General features: G+C 63.4%; 15 protein-coding genes and 1 pseudogene. 9 read left to right on the top strand and 7 right to left on the bottom strand.

Features of this window, described 5'->3' with window-relative positions; translation table 11 throughout:
* Positions 1-35: 35 nt before the first annotated feature.
* Together AC788_RS09475 and AC788_RS09470 are read right to left on the bottom strand one after the other, a co-directional pair.
* On the bottom strand, positions 36-713 hold the full coding sequence (locus AC788_RS09475) for a GNAT family N-acetyltransferase (protein WP_049860403.1): 678 nt from the start codon (positions 711-713) through the stop codon (positions 36-38).
* Positions 714-721: 8 nt separating this feature from the next.
* Positions 722-1,168 (bottom strand): GNAT family N-acetyltransferase, encoded by a 447-nt coding sequence (locus tag AC788_RS09470; protein ID WP_049860402.1) that lies wholly within the window; start codon positions 1,166-1,168, stop codon positions 722-724.
* A 343-nt stretch (positions 1,169-1,511) separates the two neighbouring features.
* On the opposite strand from AC788_RS09470, the gene AC788_RS09465 reads away from it, so the two are divergent.
* Entirely contained in the window at positions 1,512-2,723 is a 1,212-nt protein-coding gene (locus AC788_RS09465; protein ID WP_049860401.1) for a YeeE/YedE family protein, read from the top strand.
* Between the two features lie 203 nt (positions 2,724-2,926).
* Here AC788_RS09465 and AC788_RS09460 read toward each other — a convergent pair whose 3' ends face one another.
* The 3 genes and pseudogenes from AC788_RS09460 to AC788_RS09450 form a co-directional block, all read right to left on the bottom strand.
* Positions 2,927-3,925, bottom strand: coding sequence for an asparaginase (locus AC788_RS09460; RefSeq protein ID WP_049860400.1), 999 nt, complete (start codon positions 3,923-3,925; stop codon positions 2,927-2,929).
* A pseudogene (locus tag AC788_RS09455) lies at positions 3,922-5,380 on the bottom strand (alanine/glycine:cation symporter family protein). The gene AC788_RS09460 and the pseudogene AC788_RS09455 overlap by 4 nt, the downstream one beginning before the upstream one ends.
* A gap of 213 nt (positions 5,381-5,593) precedes the next feature.
* On the bottom strand, positions 5,594-7,018 hold the full coding sequence (locus AC788_RS09450; protein WP_049860398.1) for an aspartate ammonia-lyase: 1,425 nt from the start codon (positions 7,016-7,018) through the stop codon (positions 5,594-5,596).
* A gap of 259 nt (positions 7,019-7,277) precedes the next feature.
* Here AC788_RS09450 and AC788_RS09445 point away from each other — a divergent pair, with 259 nt between their 5' ends.
* From AC788_RS09445 to AC788_RS09425, 5 genes are all read left to right on the top strand, one after another.
* On the top strand, positions 7,278-8,186 hold the full coding sequence (locus tag AC788_RS09445; protein WP_049860397.1) for a LysR substrate-binding domain-containing protein: 909 nt from the start codon (positions 7,278-7,280) through the stop codon (positions 8,184-8,186).
* A gap of 314 nt (positions 8,187-8,500) precedes the next feature.
* On the top strand, positions 8,501-8,992 hold the full coding sequence (gene purE, locus AC788_RS09440; protein ID WP_049860396.1) for a 5-(carboxyamino)imidazole ribonucleotide mutase: 492 nt from the start codon (positions 8,501-8,503) through the stop codon (positions 8,990-8,992).
* 11 nt (positions 8,993-9,003) lie between these two features.
* Positions 9,004-10,086, top strand: coding sequence for a 5-(carboxyamino)imidazole ribonucleotide synthase (locus AC788_RS09435; RefSeq protein ID WP_049860395.1), 1,083 nt, complete (start codon positions 9,004-9,006; stop codon positions 10,084-10,086).
* A 93-nt stretch (positions 10,087-10,179) separates the two neighbouring features.
* Complete coding sequence (locus AC788_RS09430; RefSeq protein WP_049860394.1) at positions 10,180-10,428, top strand: GlsB/YeaQ/YmgE family stress response membrane protein; 249 nt, start codon at positions 10,180-10,182, stop codon at positions 10,426-10,428.
* Between the two features lie 140 nt (positions 10,429-10,568).
* The gene (locus AC788_RS09425; protein WP_049860393.1) at positions 10,569-11,102 is read left to right on the top strand and encodes a DUF3299 domain-containing protein; all 534 of its coding nucleotides are present in this window, start codon (positions 10,569-10,571) and stop codon (positions 11,100-11,102) included.
* A gap of 139 nt (positions 11,103-11,241) precedes the next feature.
* Here the strand turns inward: AC788_RS09425 and AC788_RS09420 are convergent, their stop codons facing one another.
* The gene (locus AC788_RS09420) at positions 11,242-12,144 is read right to left on the bottom strand and encodes a D-hexose-6-phosphate mutarotase (protein WP_049860392.1); all 903 of its coding nucleotides are present in this window, start codon (positions 12,142-12,144) and stop codon (positions 11,242-11,244) included.
* A gap of 51 nt (positions 12,145-12,195) precedes the next feature.
* Positions 12,196-12,597, bottom strand: a complete 402-nt coding sequence (locus AC788_RS09415; RefSeq protein ID WP_043192132.1) for an acyl-CoA thioesterase — start codon at positions 12,595-12,597, stop codon at positions 12,196-12,198.
* A 325-nt stretch (positions 12,598-12,922) separates the two neighbouring features.
* On the opposite strand from AC788_RS09415, the gene AC788_RS09410 reads away from it, so the two are divergent.
* The 3 genes from AC788_RS09410 (at position 12,923) to AC788_RS09400 (ending at position 17,866) form a co-directional block, all read left to right on the top strand.
* Complete coding sequence (locus tag AC788_RS09410) at positions 12,923-14,212, top strand: MFS transporter (RefSeq protein WP_049860391.1); 1,290 nt, start codon at positions 12,923-12,925, stop codon at positions 14,210-14,212.
* A gap of 160 nt (positions 14,213-14,372) precedes the next feature.
* A complete protein-coding gene (locus AC788_RS09405; protein ID WP_049860390.1) occupies positions 14,373-15,371 on the top strand; it encodes a phosphate ABC transporter substrate-binding protein PstS family protein in 999 nt (332 codons plus the stop codon).
* Positions 15,372-15,832: 461 nt separating this feature from the next.
* On the top strand, positions 15,833-17,866 hold the full coding sequence (locus AC788_RS09400) for an ABC transporter permease subunit (protein WP_177327961.1): 2,034 nt from the start codon (positions 15,833-15,835) through the stop codon (positions 17,864-17,866).
* The last annotated feature ends 4 nt before the right edge of the window (positions 17,867-17,870 follow it).

The raw sequence follows: 17,870 nt of genomic DNA, 5'->3' as shown, positions 1-17,870 counted from the left end.
GGTGGCCCCCTTTTTTTCAGTTATCCACAGGCGCTTTACGCACTTGCGCGAAACTGCTCCAACGACTTCACTTGCCCCGACGCCGGCTGGTTGTCCGCTGCCAGCCACCCTTCGAACGCGCCCTCGATCGCTGGCCATTCGCTGTCGGTGATGGAGAAGTACGCTGTGTCACGGTTGCGACCCTTGACCATCATGTGCTGACGGAACACGCCCTCCAGCTTGAAACCGACCCGTTCGGCGGCGCGACGCGAGCGTTTGTTGGCGTTGTCGCATTTCCATTCGACCCGGCGATAACCCTGGCTGAAGGCCAGCTTGAGCGCCAGGTAGATGGCTTCGGTGCCCTTGGGCGTGCGCTGCATGGAGGCGGCGAAGGCGACATGGCCGACTTCCAGGCGCCCGTGCGCCGGTACGATCGACATCAGGCTGAGGATGCCCTCGGCCTTGCCGGTGTGCTGGTCGACCACACAGAAGCCGAGCGGGTCATTGCTGATCGCATAGCCATCGAGCCAGATGTAGAACAGTTCCAGGTCGTTGAACGGGCCGTAGGGCAGGTAGTCCCACAGCTGCGCGTCGGACTGCGGCCCTTGCAGGGCTTCCCAGAGGTCTTCGCCATGGCGCTTGGGGTCGAGTTTCTCCAGGCGGATGTAGCGGCCATTCATAGTGGTCGCCACGGGTGCCTTGACAGGCTTCCAGTCGATTGCGGAGGTAGGCATGGCAGCTCCTAGAGTATCTTGCGAAATTGAATGAAGCCGGGTTGTTCGGCGACACGCTGGTACAAGCCGATGGCAGTGCCGTTGGTTTCATGAGTCAACCAATGCACCTTGACGCATCCGGCGGCCTTGGCGGTGGCGTAGACGTATTCGATCAACTGGCGACCCACGCCTGCGCCGCGTGCCGCATCGTCCACCAGCAGGTCCTGTAGATAGCAGGAATTTTCAATGGTCCAGCACGAGCGGTGATAGATGTAGTGGACCATACCGACCGCCACGCCGTCGCGCCAGGCGAGCGCGGCATTGATGGGTTCGGCCTCATCGAGCATGCGCTGCCAGGTGACCTGGGTCACGGCTTCGGGAATGTCGGTCTTGTAGAAACGCTGATAGGCCTGCCAGAGGCTCAGCCAGGTGGAATAGTCGGCAGCAGTGACAGGACGAATTGCAAGGTCGGACATGCTCGGGCTCCGGTGGTGGATGACTGCCATCTTGGCAGTTCGTCGTGTTGAACGCATCCATGTGCCCGTTCGGAAATTATCCACACAGGTATCCACAGGGTTATACCCCTGTTTATGCACAGCCTTATGCACAGATGAATCCAGTCATCTGGTTTTACATACAGTAAAATGGCTTGCGGTACGATCATTGGCTAGTTTCTGACCGGCACCCGTGAAGAACGTTGCAGTGAAGTTGTTCACAAAAGGGTAAGTGCGGCAGCGGTCGGTTTCGGCCAGCGCTTGCCGGCACGGCGGTGTATTAACTTTTATACTGGCTGATTGTTTTTCCTATCTGGACGCTTCCATGAGCTCGACTGTTTCTGTTGCCCCGCGACGCGCCCTGGGCGCGCCGTTGGTGGCGGTATCGCTGCTGGTGCTCGGCGCGGTGTTTCTCGCGGCCGTGGTGGGTACTCGGCAAGTACTGTTGTGGGTGGTCGGAGCCGCCCTGGGCCTGACGCTCTATCATGCGGCGTTCGGGTTCACCTCGGCCTGGCGGGTGTTCATCCGTGATCGCCGCGGGGCGGGGTTGCGGGCGCAAATGGTCATGCTTGCAGTGGCCGTGCTGCTGTTCTTCCCGGCATTGGGCGCGGGTAGCCTGTTCGGCCAGACGGTGGTGGGGCTGGTGGCGCCTGCCGGACTATCGGTGGTCTTCGGCGCCTTCATTTTCGGTATCGGCATGCAGCTGGGTGGCGGGTGCGCGTCGGGCACGCTGTTCACTGTCGGTGGTGGCAACGCGCGCATGCTGGTGACGCTGCTGTTCTTCATCTGCGGCTCGCTGATCGCCACGCACCATGTGGACTGGTGGTTCGCCTTGCCCTCGCTGCCGGCGATTTCGATCGTCAAGAGTCTCGGCGTGATCCCGGCGCTGGTGTTGAGCTTGGCTTTGTTCGCGGTGATCGCACTGGCCACGGTGAGCCTGGAGCGGCGTCGGCATGGGGATCTGGAAACGCCCGAAGCTAGCGCACAGCCCGGTTCGAACAGGTTCATCCGCGGGCCGTGGCCGCTGGTGTGGGGTGCGGTAGCGCTGGCGTTGCTGAACTTCGCGACACTGGCGTTGGCCGGGCGTCCATGGGGCATCACCTCGGCGTTCGCCTTGTGGGGCGCAAAAGTGGCCAGCGGGCTGGGGGTCGACGTGGGCAGCTGGGCGTTCTGGCAGGCCGCGGCCAATGCCAAGGCGCTGGCCGCGCCGGTGTGGGAGGACATCACCAGTGTCATGGACATTGGAATCGTGTTGGGTGCGTTGCTGGCGGCAGGTCTGGCAGGTCATTTCGCACCGAGCCTGAAGATCCCGCGCAGGTCACTGGTGGCTGCCGTGATCGGCGGGCTGCTGCTGGGCTATGGATCGCGTCTGGCGTATGGCTGCAACATCGGCGCGTACTTCAGCGGTATCGCATCCGGTAGCCTGCACGGCTGGCTATGGCTGGTCGCCGCGTTCATCGGCAACAGCGCTGGCGTTCGCTTGCGGCCATGGTTCTTCCCCGGCGAAGCGCGGGTGGAAAGGCTGACTGGCTGCTGAGTGACAGCAGCACCGCAGCACGTCCTTCGCAGCCAATGACCGCTCCTACGGGATCGTGCAAGCTTCGTAGGAGCGGTCCGTGGCCGCGAAGGGCGCGCCGCAGTTTGTCTGACGCACCGCAGCGCCTGTTTCGCGGCCGATGACCGCTCCTACGGCATGTGCGCAACCCTTGGAGAAGCGCGAAGGACGCGCTGCGGTTTCGATCAGGCCAGTTCGCCGCACAGGTCGAGTTCTACCAGGCGGCGGACTTCTTCCACCGGCAGGCCTGCACCAAGCAATGCGTGCAGCTTGCCCAGGGCCGTCTCGCGGGTCATGCCGCCGCCGGAGAGCACGCCTGCATCGCGCAGGCGGCTACCGGCTTCATACACGTCCAGTTCGACTCCGCCTTCCTGGCATTGCGTCAATGCCACCACCACGATGCCGCGCTCGTAGGCCGCTTGCAGCGTGTCGAGGAACGACGCATTGTCGGACGGCCCAGTGCCGCTGCCATAGCATTCGAGCAGCAAGGCCTGGACCCCACTGTCCAGAACGGCCTGCAACAGCGGCACGCCCAGGCCTGGATACAGCGGCACCACGCCGATGTTGGCTGGCTGGCGTGGCTGGCGGTAATCCAGCGCCTCGGGCAACGACGCAGCCCTGGCTGCGCCACCGGTGCGGCGCAGAGCGGCAAACGGATTGCGCCCCGAGCTGCGCACCTTCGCGCAGCGCGTCGGCGGCAGCAATGCGCCGTGGAAATGCAGGTGAACACCGGCCTCCAGGCCGCGGGCGAGGTCACCCAGGGCGCCGTTGACGTTCTCCCACGCGTCGCTGTCCGCTACCCCGGCCGGCAGCATGGACCCGGTGAACAGCACCGGTGCCTTGAGCCCCAAGAGCAGGAAACTCATCGCTGCCGCGCTGTACGCCAATGTGTCGGTGCCATGCAGAATCAATACGGCATCGCATCCCTGTTCATCCACCGCTTGCACCACGGCCTGGCGCAGACGCTGCCAATAGGCCGGCGTCATATTGGCGCTGTCGATCAGCGGCAGCAGCTCTTCGAAGCTCCATTTCGGCACCACCCGATCAGGCTGGGCGCCAAGCTGTTCACGCATGCGCGCTTCGAAGCCGGAAGCCGGAGCCAGGCCGTTGGCGCTGGCCTGCATGCCGATGGTCCCGCCGGTGTACAGCACCCGTACATGACGGGCAGGGGATGCGATGCTCATGCCGATGGCTCCTTAACGCTGGACGGGCTGGGCGGCCTGGGCCTTCTCGCTGGCGGCCGAAGGGTTCGGCACCGGCCAGGCCTTGGGATCCAGGTCGAGATCGGCGAACTGCCGGGCATCGAACACCGGTACCTTGATCCCGGCACTTCGCTGCGCATCATAGTCGCGCAACAGGCGCAGACCGATCTTGAACAGCATCGCCAGGGCGATCAGGTTGACGAAGGCCAGCAGGGTCATGGTGATGTCGGCGAAGGCAAACACTGTCTCCAGGTTTTCGATAGCGCCCCAGAAGATCAGCAACAGCACGATCGCGCGGTACACCAGCACGGCCTTGCGGTTGTCGCCGATGAGGAAGCGCAGGCTGTTCTCACCCAGATAGTAGTTGTAGAGGATCGAAGTGAACACGAACAGCGACAAGGCGACACTGATGAACACCCGGCCCCATTCACCCACCACGTTGGCCAGCGAATTCTGGGTCAGGGCAATGCCATCGCCTTCGAAGCCCGGCGTGTAGAAACCCGACAGCAGGATCACCAGCGCGGTACAGGTGCAGATCACGAAGGTGTCGAGGAAGACGCTGAACGCCTGCACCACGCCTTGGGCGACCGGGTGCTCGACCTGCGCCACCGCGGCCACGTTGGGCGCACTGCCCAGGCCCGCTTCGTTGGCGAACACGCCGCGTTTCACACCCATGACGATGGCGCTGCCGAGCAGGCCGCCGAACACCGGGTCCAGGCCGAAGGCGCTGCGCACGATCGTGGCGAGCATTTCCGGAACCTGGTCGAACTGCAGGACGATGACATACAGGCTGACGGCGATGTAAGCCAGGGTCTTGACCGGTACCAGTAGGTCGGCGACCGCCGCGATCCGCTTGATCCCGCCGAAGAACACCAGGCCCAGCAGCACGGCCAGGCCGACACCGGTCCAGGTGGTGGACAGGCCGAAGGCATCGTTCAGCGAACTGGTGACGGCGTGCGATTGCAGGCCGTTGAAGGCAAAACCGAAAGTCACCAGCAGCAACACCGCCATGACCATGCCCAGCCAGCGCTTGCCCAAGCCATGCTGGATGTAGAACGAAGGCCCGCCACGGTATTGACCGTCGGGGTCGCAGCGCTTGTAGGCCTGCGCCAGGGTACATTCGAAGAAGCTGCTGGCCATGCCCACCAGGGCGGTGACCCACATCCAGAACACCGCGCCCGGGCCACCCAGGGTCACGGCAATGCCGACACCTGCGATGTTACCGGCGCCGACTCGACCGGCCAGGCTGAGCATCAGCGCCTGGAACGAGCTGAGCTGGTCTGAACTGTTGCGCAGGCTGTCGCGGAACACACTGAACATGTGCAGGAAGTGGCGCAATTGGACGAAGCGCGAGCGCACGGTAAAATAGCCACCGAGGCCGACGATAAGCACGATCAGGACTTTTCCCGAGAGGAAGTCGTTGATGACTTCAAGCATGGGGGTTACCTCGTCAAGTTCAAAAGGGCGGCACTATACCCATAGGTGTAAGCCCGCGCAGCTTTTTGGTGCATAGGACTGGGCATATTCATCTTGTGGGATGTCTGACCCAGGGCGTTACAGCGGCACAAAAAAAGGGCTCCGAAATTGCTCTCGGAGCCCTCAAAAGGTGAGAGGTGTCTAGTCCCTCGACCTGGTGAGCGTACGGCCGGCTCAGGCCTTCAGGGGCACGAGGCGCGGCGCGATCATGTTTTCCGGGCGCAGGATGTCGGCCAGCATGGTGTCATCGAGCAGGCCCTCCTCACGTACCAGTTCCAGCACGCCGCGGCCTGTCTGCAGGGCGACGCGGGCGATGCGGGTGGCGTTTTCGTAACCGATGTAGGGGTTCAGCGCCGTGACCAGGCCGATGGAGTGTTCCACCAGCTCGCGGCAGCGCTGTTCGTTGGCGGTGATGCCGACGATGCAGTGTTCGCGCAGCATGTCCATGGTCCGCTGCAGCAGGCGGATGGAGTCGAAGATCTTGTAGGCGATCAGTGGCTCCATGACGTTGAGCTGCAACTGACCGCCCTCGGCGGCGATGGTCAGGGCCAGGTCGTTGCCCATGATCTCGAAGGCGCACATGTTGACGGCCTCGGGAATCACCGGATTGACCTTGCCCGGCATGATCGAGCTGCCTGGCTGGCGCGCCGGCAGGTTAATTTCGTTGATGCCGGTGCGTGGGCCGCTGGACAGCAGGCGCAGGTCGTTGCAGATCTTCGACAGTTTCACCGCAGTGCGCTTGAGCATCCCGGAGAACAGCACGAAGGCGCCCATGTCGGAGGTCGCCTCGATCAGGTCAGCGGCGGGCACCAGCGGCTGGCCGCTAATGGTGGCCAGGCGCGATACGGCCAGGGCCTGATAGCCCGGGTCGGCGTTGATGCCGGTACCGATGGCGGTGCCGCCCAGGTTCACCTCAGTCAACAGTTCCGGCGCCAGGCTGCGCAGGCGATTGAGGTCTTCGGTCAGCGTGGTGGCGAAGGCCTTGAATTCCTGGCCCAGGGTCATGGGTACGGCGTCCTGCAGCTGGGTACGGCCCATCTTCAGGACGTGGGCGAACTCCACGCCCTTGGCGGCGAACGCCTGGATGAGGCTGTCGAGGCTGGCCAGCAGGGCGTCGTGGCCCAGCAGCAGACCCAGGCGGATGGCGGTCGGGTAGGCGTCGTTAGTCGACTGCGCCATGTTCACGTCGTTGTTGGGGTGCAGGTACTGGTACTCGCCTTTCTGATGGCCCATGGCTTCCAGGGCGATGTTGGCGATCACCTCGTTGGCATTCATGTTGGTGGACGTACCGGCGCCACCCTGGATCATGTCGACCACGAACTGATCGTGGAAATCACCGCGCACCAGACGGGCGCACGCTTCACTGATTGCCGCATGCTTGGCGCTGTTGAGATGACCCAGCTGGTGGTTGGCATCGGCGGCCGCCTGCTTGACCATGGCCAGGGCCACGACGAGCTTGGGGTAGTGCGACAACGGCACGCCGGAGAGGCGGAAGTTGTGCACGGCACGCAGCGTTTGAATGCCGTAGTAGGCTTCAGCCGGGACTTCGAGAACGCCGAGCAGGTCTTTTTCAGTGCGCAGTGATGCAGCGGAGGACATGATAGAGAAAGTCTCTGTAGGGGCCCGGTAACCACCGGAATGCTGGCAATCCTAGGCCTGCAGAGAATTTCCGGCTAATGCTGATGCTTGCTGGGGTATGCAGAATCGGCATAATGGCGCATGTGACGTGCCAGGGCGATCCGGCGTATTCCAGTCATCCCGGTGTTGTCCGCTGACGCGGCTCGCGCCGCTGCTACAAGGGATCGCGTGGGCGCGTCTGGCCGTTGCACGCGGGTGAATTCATGAAACGAGAACCGACATGAACCTGGAAAGCAAATGGCTGGAGGACTTCAGCGCCCTGGCGGCCACCCGCAGCTTTTCGCAGGCGGCCGAGCGCCGCTTCGTTACCCAGCCAGCGTTCAGCCGCCGCATCCGCAGCCTGGAGGCGGCGCTGGGCCTGACTCTGGTGAACCGCTCGCGCACGCCGATCGAGTTGACCGAGGCCGGTCAGCTGTTTCTGGTCACGGCGCGCACGGTGGTCGATCAACTGGGTGAGGTGCTGCGTCATCTGCATCACCTGGAAGGCGGGCAGGGCGAAGTGATGCAGGTGGCCGCAGCGCATTCGCTCGCCTTGGGTTTCTTTCCCGGCTGGATCGCCAAGCTGCGCAACGAAGGCCTGCCCATCGCCACACGCCTGATTGCCACCAACGTCGGTGATGCGGTGCATGCGCTGCGCGAGGGCGGCTGCGATCTGATGCTGGCCTTCTACGATCCCGATTCGGCCATGCAGATGGACCCGGAGATATTTCCTTCGCTGCACCTGGGCACCACCGAGATGCTGCCCATATGCGCCAGCGACGCCCAGGGCCAACCGTTGTTCGACCTGGAAGGCGAGGGCAGCATCCCGCTGCTGGCCTACACCGCGGGGGCGTTTCTTGGGCGTTCGGTGAATCTGCTGCTGCGCCAGCGCAGCCTGCGCTACACCACGGTGTACGAAACCGCCATGGCCGACAGCCTGAAAAGCATGGCCCTGGAGGGGCTGGGGATCGCCTGGGTGCCACGCCTGAGCGTGCGCGCCGAGCTGGCCCGCGGCGAGCTGGTGGTGTGTGGCGGGCCACAGTGGCACGTGCCGCTGGAGATCCGCGCGTATCGCTGCGCGCTGGTGCGCAAGGCCAATGTCCGGCTGCTGTGGAAACGGCTGGAGGGTGCGGCGGCGGGCAATGCCTGACTCGAGTCGGCGGTGCTGCCTTCGCGGCCACTGGCCGCTCCTACGAAAAGCCATCGCGATTCCTGTAGGAGCGGCCAGTGGCCGCGAAGCATTCACCGCCAATTTCACTGACCTCAAAGTCAATAAAACCGTGCTCCGCAGCCATTTGACGACCGGTCAAGATGGCTGCAATAAATCTTCATTCTTACGGTATACTGCGCGGCCTTCGGCCGGTCTGCTCCGGCCATTATTCGTATAACAAGCCACGCCGGTCTTCCTGCGTGGCTTGTTGTTTTTTGACGCGCCCGCGGGCGCCCAAGAGAAGAGGCTCGACGATGAGTGCATTGGTTGGCGTGATCATGGGCTCCAAGTCCGTTTGGCCCACCCTTAGCCACACCGCCGATATGCTGGAAAAGCTCGGTATTCCCTTCGAGGTCAAGGTGGTTTCCGCCCACCGCACCCCGGACCTGCTGTTCCAGTATGCCGACGAGGCCGAAGGCCGCGGTATCGAGGTGATCATCGCCGGCGCCGGTGGCGCGGCGCATCTGCCTGGCATGTGCGCGGCCAAGACGCACCTGCCGGTGCTGGGCGTGCCGGTGCAGTCGTCCATGCTCTCGGGCGTCGACTCGCTGCTGTCCATCGTGCAGATGCCAGCTGGCATTCCGGTGGCGACGCTGGCCATCGGCAAGGCCGGCGCGATCAACGCCGCGCTGCTGTCGGCCAGTATCCTGGGCGCCAAGCACCCGCAGTTCCACGCTGCGCTGAAGACGTTCCGCGCCGAGCAGACAGACAACGTTCTGGACAATCCCGACCCGCGTCAGGCCTGAGGTTCTTTGATATGAAGATCGGTGTAATCGGTGGCGGCCAGCTGGGCCGCATGCTGGCCCTGGCCGGCACCCCCCTGGGGATGAATTTCGCTTTTCTGGACCCGGCCCCCGATGCCTGTGCCGCGCCTCTGGGCGAGCATCTGCGGGCCGACTACGGCGACCAGGATCATCTGCGCCAGTTGGCGGACGAGGTTGACCTGGTCACCTTCGAGTTCGAGAGCGTGCCCGCCGAGACGGTGGCCTTCCTGTCGCAGTTCGTCCCGGTGTACCCCAGTGCCGACGCGCTGCGCATCGCGCGCGATCGCTGGTTCGAGAAGAGCATGTTCAAGGACCTGGGCGTTCCCACGCCGACGTTCGCCGACATCCAGTCCCAGGCCGATCTCGACGCTGCGGTGGCCAGCATCGGCCTGCCTGCCGTCCTCAAGACCCGCACCCTGGGCTATGACGGCAAGGGCCAGAAGGTTCTGCGCAGCGCTGCTGACGTGGCCGGCACCTTCGCCGAGCTGGGCAGCGTGCCGTGCCTGCTCGAAGGCTTCGTACCCTTCACCGGCGAAGTGTCGCTGATCGCCGTGCGTGCCCGTGATGGCGAGACCCGCTTCTACCCCCTGGTGCACAACACCCACGAGACCGGCATCCTGCGCCTGTCGGTGGCCAGCACCGCACACCCCCTGCAGGGTCTGGCCGAAGATTACGCTGGCCGTGTGCTGGAGAAGCTCGACTACGTCGGCGTGCTGGCATTCGAATTCTTCGAAGTGGATGGCGGCCTCAAGGCCAACGAAATCGCGCCACGGGTGCACAACTCCGGGCACTGGACCATCGAAGGTGCCGAGTGCAGCCAGTTCGAGAACCACCTGCGGGCCGTGGCCGGTCTGCCCCTGGGCTCGACTGCCAAGGTCGGCGAGAGCGCCATGCTCAACTTCATCGGTGAGGTCCCGGCGGTAGCGCAGGTGGCTGCCATCGACGATTGCCATCTGCACCACTACGGCAAGGCGTTCAAGGTCGGCCGCAAGGTGGGTCATGCCACCGTGCGCAGTGCCGATCGCGCCACGTTGCAGCGCCAGATCGCCGAAGTGCAGGCCCTGATCGCGGGTTGAGGAACCATTGCCGACCCGCAACCCTCTGATGGCTGTACGCCAAGGCCGCTATCGAGCCCTGGCATCAAGCCTGTTCATATCAGAGGGAACATCATGGGAATCATTGGGACTATCTTCATCGGCTTGATCGTTGGTCTGCTGGCTCGTTTTCTGAAGCCTGGCGATGACAGCATGGGTTGGATCATGACCATTCTGCTGGGTATCGCCGGCTCCCTGGCCGCGACCTACGGTGGTCAGGCCCTGGGTATCTACCAGGCTGGCGAAGGTGCCGGTTTCCTCGGCGCCCTGGTCGGTGCGATCATCCTGCTGGTGATCTACGGCATGATCAGCAAGAAGCGCTGATCCACTGCGTTCGATGCCTGTGGCGACGCCACGGGTATCACGCCGCGGGTATTGCAGCCCCCCTCGAGTTCGCCTCGATGGGGGCTGCGTCGTATCCGGGCTGTGGGTAGAATGGCCGACCTTCCATTCTGGGCCCTGCCATGCGCCGATTTCTCCTGCTCTGCCTCGTATTCGCTGCAGCCACTGCGCACGCTGAATTGCCGGAAACCGACTGGCTGCAACTGATGCCCAAGGCCGATCAGGAGGCGTTGGAGCGGATGCCCGAAATCGACCACGACTCGCCCGAGGCGCAGGGCACCTTCACCGAAAAGGGCGGAATGAAGCAGGCCAAGGGTCTGCCCGCCGTGATGTATTCCACCAAGACGGTGGCGGCCATGAACGGCAAGGACATCCGCATCGGCGGCTACCCTGTTCCGCTGGAAAGCGATGCCAAGGGCAACAGCACGCTGTTCTTCCTGGTGCCGTATCCGGGCGCCTGCATCCACGTGCCGCCACCGCCGCCGAACCAGTTGATCCTGGTGCGCTACCCCAAGGGCTTGAAACTGGCCGATATCTACACGCCGTTGTGGGTGACGGGCAAGGTCAAGGTGGAGAAGGTCAGCAATGACCTGGCCGATGCGGCCTATGCGCTGGATGCGCAGAAGGTGAGGGTGGTGAAGGAGTCGGATTTGTGAGTTTGTGAGTTTGTGAGTTTGTGAGGTTATGAAGTTGCAGGTCTGGCCTCTTCGCGGGTAGAACCCGCTCCCACAGGTCAACGTGATTACCTGTGGGAGCGGGTTCTACCCGCGAAGAGGCCAGACCTGCCTGCGAAGATCACAGCTGTGAAGCAGTAAACCTCACACCCATGGCACAGGCTGTGCCTGGCGCCAGTGTGACCACGTCGTCCCAGACGTTCGCCGTCTCGATGCACAGCATGCCCTGCCAGCCGTCGTCTGCCATGTCCGGCAAGGCTGCAGCCCGTGCGGTCCATGGGTTCCACACCACTGCACTGCGAGAGCCGGTGGAGGCGAGGGTTACCCGACGCTGCCAGCCCGGGTCGACGAAGCTCAGCTGCGCCGGAGTATTCAGGTAGATCCGGTCGGTCTCGCCGGCAAACCCGAGCACACCGGCCTGCTGGCGAGGCTGCCAGTCGTCCAGGGTTTCGATGTAGGTCAGGCCGCCCAGGCACTCGACCGTGGCCTGGCGCACGTCGCTGACGGCGAAGTAACTGTGCAGCGCCTGACTCAGGGTCACGGGATGGTCGTCCAGATTGCGGCTGTGCAAGGTGATCTCCAGGGTCTCCCCGAGCACCACGCACAGCTTGACCTCGACCTTGTGCGGCCATCCCGGCAGTTCGCCGCGAGCGGCCTGCGGTACGCTCAATTCGACCTTGATGCCCGATTCGAGCTGGTCGATGCCCAGCAACTCCCAGTCCACCGTCCGCACCAGGCCGTGAGCGGGCGCTTCGTCGGTGGCGGTACGCATGGCCTGCACCGACTCGGGGTTGCGGGCCAGATTGCCGAACCACGGCCAGCACACCGGCACGCCGGTGCGAACGGCCTTGCCCGATTTGTAGAAGGCAGCGGGGTTGGGCCAGATCAGCGGCTGCTGGCCGTGGCGCTGGTAGCTGATCACCTGGGCGCCTTGCTGCGCGATCAGCAGCTCGGCCTGATCGGTGCTGATGCGCCAGCAATTGAGTTCATCGAGCTTGACCGATTCGACCTGCGGCTCAGACATGTAGAGTTCTCGCTATGGGTTCAAAAAGTCGGGTGACGCGCTGTGGGTTCATCAGCGCCGCGGCGGCACCGCGCGGGTGCGACCGCTGCCGTCGATGGCGACGAACACGAACACGGCCTCGGTGACCTTGCGCCATTCGCTGGACAGCGGATCGTCGCTCCATACCTCGACCATCATCTGGATCGAGCTGCGGCCGATCTCCAGGGTCTGGGTATAGAAGGACAACTGCGCACCGACAGCGACCGGGACCAGGAAGGCCATGCGATCGATGGCCACCGTCGCTACGCGCCCTCCGGCGACCTTGCTGGCCATGGCCGTGCCGGCCAGGTCCATCTGGGCAACCAGCCAGCCGCCGAAAATATCGCCGAAGCCGTTGGTTTCGCGCGGCAGCGCGGTGATCTGCAAGGCCAGGTCGCCTTGGGGAATGGGATCTTCTTGTTCGAGTTCAATCATGCCGGGGGGGCCTCTGACCCGTGACGCTTTATTGGAGTGGCGCATCGATCGTCGCCAATGACAAAAGCCTACACGGCTTTTCTTTCAACTGGCGCACACAGGGTACCTCTGCGAAATCGGCTACAACGCTAGCTGCGCTTTCGCACAAAACCCTTCAATAACGCCCAGTATATAGGCGCAGAACCGCTATAACGACCGTTCGCTGTTCAATTACTGCGTTTGCCAATACAGGCCATGTGCTTTTTCTAGCAATTTGCTATCGTGCTTGCACTGCCAAACCCTAAACAGCAACAAAGCTGTGGATTTGTATATAAGAGAACATCAAATGACCGCCGCGCCTTCGAGTATCGCTCCGCCTTCGCGTCCGCTGACCCGCAGTGATTACAAGACACTTTCGTTGTCCGCCTTGGGCGGTGCACTTGAGTTCTATGACTTCATCATCTTCGTATTCTTCGCCGCCGTGGTGGGCAAGTTGTTCTTCCCCGCCGACATGCCCGAGTGGCTGCGGCTGATGCAGACCTTCGGCATCTTCGCCGCCGGTTACCTGGCGCGTCCGCTGGGCGGCATCATCATGGCGCACTTCGGCGACCTGCTGGGGCGCAAGAAGATGTTTACCTTGAGCATCTTCATGATGGCCGTGCCGACCCTGATCATGGGTCTGCTGCCGACGTACGCGCAGATCGGCATCTTCGCGCCGATCCTGCTGTTGCTGATGCGCGTGATCCAGGGAGCGGCCATCGGCGGTGGAGTGCCTGGGGCCTGGGGATTCGTTTCCGAGCACGTGCCGGGGCGCAACGTCGGCTATGCCTGCGGCACGCTGACCTGCGGCCTGACCAGCGGGATCCTGCTGGGGTCGCTGATGGCCACGGCCATCAACAGCATCTATACCCCGGCCGAGGTGTCGGATTACGCCTGGCGGATCCCGTTCCTGATTGGCGGTGTATTCGGTCTGGCGTCGGTGTACCTGCGTCGCTGGCTGCATGAAACTCCGGTCTTCGCCGAGCTGCAGCAACGCAAGGCACTGGCCGCCGAAGTGCCGCTGCGCACGGTGCTGCGCGACCATCGCGGGGCGGTGGCCATCTCCATGCTGCTGACCTGGTTGCTGTCGGCGGGGATCATCGTGGTCATCCTGATGACCCCGACCATCCTGCAGACCCTCTACGGGTTCACCCCCAAGCAGTCGCTGCAGGCCAACAGCCTGGCGATCGTGTTCCTCAGCCTGGGCTGCATCGGCTCGGGCGCGCTGGCCGACCGCTTCGGCGCCGGCAAGGTGTTCGTGTTCGGCAGCCTGGCGCTGCTGGCCACCTCGTGGACCCTGTTCCACAGCCTGCACGATCACCCCGATTGGCTGTTCCCGCTGTATGCGGTGACGGGCCTGTGCGTGGGCGTGATCGGCGCGGTGCCGTACGTGATGGTCAAGGCCTTCCCGGCCGTGGTGCGGTTCTCCGGCCTGTCGTTCTCGTACAACGTGGCCTATGCCATCTTCGGTGGCCTGACGCCGATGGCGGTTACCCTGCTGATGAAATCCAACCCGATGGGTCCGGCCTACTATGTGGCAGCGATCTGCGTGATCGGCTTCGTGTGCGGGCTTTACCTGATGGCCAAGAAGCGCTGATTCCTACGGCCCCGTTCGCCGGTTCTACCGGCGAACGGGGTCCCGCCGGGGATGATGGCCATTCATCCTACTGTCACAATCCTTTCATAGAGTGTTCGCACGGCCCACCGATACTGAGCGCCGATTCAACACCCTTTTCTGGATTTGCTAGGAGCAAGGCATGAAACTCACGCGTTTGATGGCCGCCATGACCTTTGTCGCTGCTGGCGTTGCCACGGCCAATGCGGTAGCCGCCGTCGACCCTTCCATCCCTGCCTACGTCAAGACCACCGGCGTGTCGGGCAACCTGTCCAGTGTCGGCTCCGATACCCTGGCCAACCTGATGACCTTGTGGGCCGAGAACTACAAGAAGGAATACCCCAACGTCAACATCCAGATCCAGGCAGCAGGCTCGGCCACCGCGCCCACGGCGCTGATCGAGGGCACCGCCAACCTGGGTCCGATGAGCCGCAAGATGAAGGACACCGAAATGGCGGCCTTCGAACAGAAATACGGCTACAAGCCCACCGCCATTCCCGTAGCCGTCGACGCCCTGGCCGTGTTCGTGCACAAGGACAACCCGATCCAGCACCTGACCATGGAGCAGGTCGACGCCGTGTTCTCGTCCACCCGCCTGTGCGGCGCCAAGGCCGATGTGAAAACCTGGGGCGACCTGGGCGTGACCGGCGACCTGGCCAACAAGCCGGTGCAGCTGTTCGGTCGCAACTCGGTGTCCGGCACCTACGGCTACTTCAAGGAAGAAGCCCTGTGCAAAGGTGACTACAAGCCCAACGTGAACGAACAGCCAGGCTCGGCTTCGGTGGTGCAGTCGATCAGCAGTTCGCTGAACGGCATCGGTTACTCGGGCATCGGCTACAAGACAGCCAGCGTGAAGACCGTGCCGCTGGCCAAGAAGGGCAGCAGCGAGTTCATCGAAGACACCGAAGAGAACGCCCTGAACGGCAAGTACCCGTTGTCGCGCTTTCTCTATGTGTACGTGAACAAGGCGCCCAACAAGCCGCTGGCACCGCTGGAGGCCGAGTTCGTCAAGCTGATGCTGTCCAAGCAGGGCCAGGAAGTCGTGGTCAAGGATGGCTACATTCCCCTGCCCGCCAAGGTCGCTGCCAAGGCATTGGCCGACCTGGGCCTGAAGGAAGGGGCCGACGTCGCCAAGCAGTGATCGACACCCTGACTTCGTAGGAGCGGTCTGTGGCCGCGAAAAGCGCGCCGCCGTGAAACCTGATGTACCGCGGTGACCGTTTCGCGGCCACGGACCGCTCCTACGGGATTAACCTACATCTATTCGCCGACGGCCCTGTGCCGGACGGCGATTTTGTCGCGTCACCTCATTGTCATGTTTCTGTCATACAGGATCGCTAGGGTGTGCGCATGAACGATCTGGCCAATTCCCCGATGACCCCGACTTCTCCACCCAAGCGCATCGATTTCAACACCCCCGAGATGCAACGCAAGCGGCGCATTCGCGCGCTCAAGGATCGCTTCACGCGTTGGTACGTCCTGGTGGGTGGCTTGGCCGTGCTGGCGGCGATCACGCTGATCTTCTTCTTCCTCGCCTATGTAGTCGTGCCGCTGTTCAAGGGCGCCGACCTGACCGTGGAGCCGACACTGCATCCGGCCTGGCTGCAGGACGCCGGTAAACCGCTGGTGTACGCGCTCGAGGAGCAGAACGAGGCGGGCATGCGCGTTTCGGAGCAGGGGGTCGCGCTGTTCTTCAACGCCCAGACGGGCGAAGAGCTGTCGCGCACATCGTTACCCATTCCAGCCGGCGTGACCGTGACTGCCAGCGCCAAGGACCAGCCCGGTACCCCGTTGGTGGTACTGGGCCTGTCCAACGGCCAGGCCCTGGTGTTTCGCCACACCTACCGGGTGACCTACCCGGGCGGCAACAAGACCATCACGCCGGCGATCGAATACCCCTATGGCGATGCCCCCATCGCGCTCGACCCCCAGGGCCGCGCCCTGGAGCGGGTCAGTCTCAATGCCAGCGACGCCAGCCTGATTCTGGCCGGCTCGACCGGCGACCAGCTCAACGTGCTGCAGCTCACCCGCGAAGAAAGCATGATGACCGGCGAGGTCACCAACGAGCAGAAGCGCATCGAGCTGCCGCAGATGAACCAGGCGGTGAAGGCGATCTTCATCGACCCGCGCCAGCAGTGGCTGTACGTGATCAACGGACGCGCCCAGGCGGATGTCTTCAGCCTGCGTGACCGCAGCATGAACGGCCGCTACAAGCTCAGCGAGAACGCCGACACCCAGATCACCGCCAGCGCGCAACTGGTCGGCGGCATTTCGCTGATCATCGGCGACTCCAAGGGCGGCCTGGCGCAATGGTTCATGGCTCGCGACGAGGACGGCGAGCCGCGCCTCAAGCAGATCCGTACGTTCCAGATGGGCCACTCGCCGATCGTGCAGATCAGCTCCGAACAGCGTCGCAAGGGCTTTACCGCCCTGGACGCTTCGGGCCAGCTGGGCGTTTTCCACAGCACCGCCCACCGTACGCTGCTGGTCGAGCAGGTGGTCGACGGTCCCGGTATCTACGCCTTGTCGCCACGGGCCAACAGGCTCATGGTCGAAGCCAACGGCGCATTGCAGCCGTTGAGCCTGCACAACCCGCATCCGGAAGTGTCGTGGAGCTCGATGTGGAGCAAGGTCTGGTACGAGAACTACGACAAGCCCGCCTACGTCTGGCAGTCGACGGCGGCCAACACCGATTTCGAGCCCAAGATGAGCCTGGCGCCGTTGACCTTCGGTACCTTGAAGGCCGCGTTCTACGCGATGCTGCTCGCCGCGCCACTGGCCATCGCCGCCGCGATCTACACCGCCTACTTCATGGCTCCGGGCATGCGTCGCAAGGTCAAGCCAGTCATCGAGCTGATGGAAGCCATGCCCACGGTGATCCTCGGCTTCTTCGCCGGCCTGTTTCTGGCACCCTATGTGGAAGGCCATCTGCCGGGTATCTTCAGCCTGCTTCTGCTCACGCCGCTGGGCATCCTGAGTGCAGGCTTTCTGGTCAGTCGTCTGCCCGAGTCGATTCGCCTGCGCATCCCGGATGGTTGGGAAAGTGCGATCTTGATCCCGGTGATCCTGCTGGTGGGCTGGTTCGCGCTGTACATGAGCCCGTTCCTGGAAACCTGGTGGTTCGGCGGCGACATGCGCCTGTGGATCAGCAATGACCTGGGCATCACCTACGATCAGCGCAACGCGCTGGTAGTGGGCCTGGCCATGGGTTTCGCGGTCATTCCCAACATCTATTCGATTGCCGAGGACGCCGTGTTCAGCGTGCCGCGCGGCTTGACCCTGGGCTCGCTGGCGCTGGGCGCCACGCCGTGGCAGACATTGACGCGCGTGGTGATCCTGACCGCCAGCCCGGGCATCTTCTCGGCGTTGATGATCGGCATGGGCCGGGCCGTGGGCGAAACCATGATCGTGCTGATGGCCACCGGCAACACGCCGGTCATGGAAATGAACCTGTTCGAAGGACTGCGCACCCTGGCCGCCAACGTGGCGGTGGAAATGCCCGAGTCGGAAGTGGGCGGCAGCCATTACCGGGTGCTGTTCCTCTCGGCGCTGGTGTTGCTGTTGTTCACCTTCGTCATGAACACCGCGGCCGAGCTGATTCGTCAGCGCCTGCGCAAGAAATATTCATCGCTTTGAGAAA

The organism is Pseudomonas sp. RIT-PI-a, assembly GCF_001187875.1.
Taxonomy (GTDB): Bacteria; Pseudomonadota; Gammaproteobacteria; order Pseudomonadales; family Pseudomonadaceae; genus Aquipseudomonas; species Aquipseudomonas coleopterorum.
This window is presented reverse-complemented; position numbering and strand designations above follow the sequence as displayed.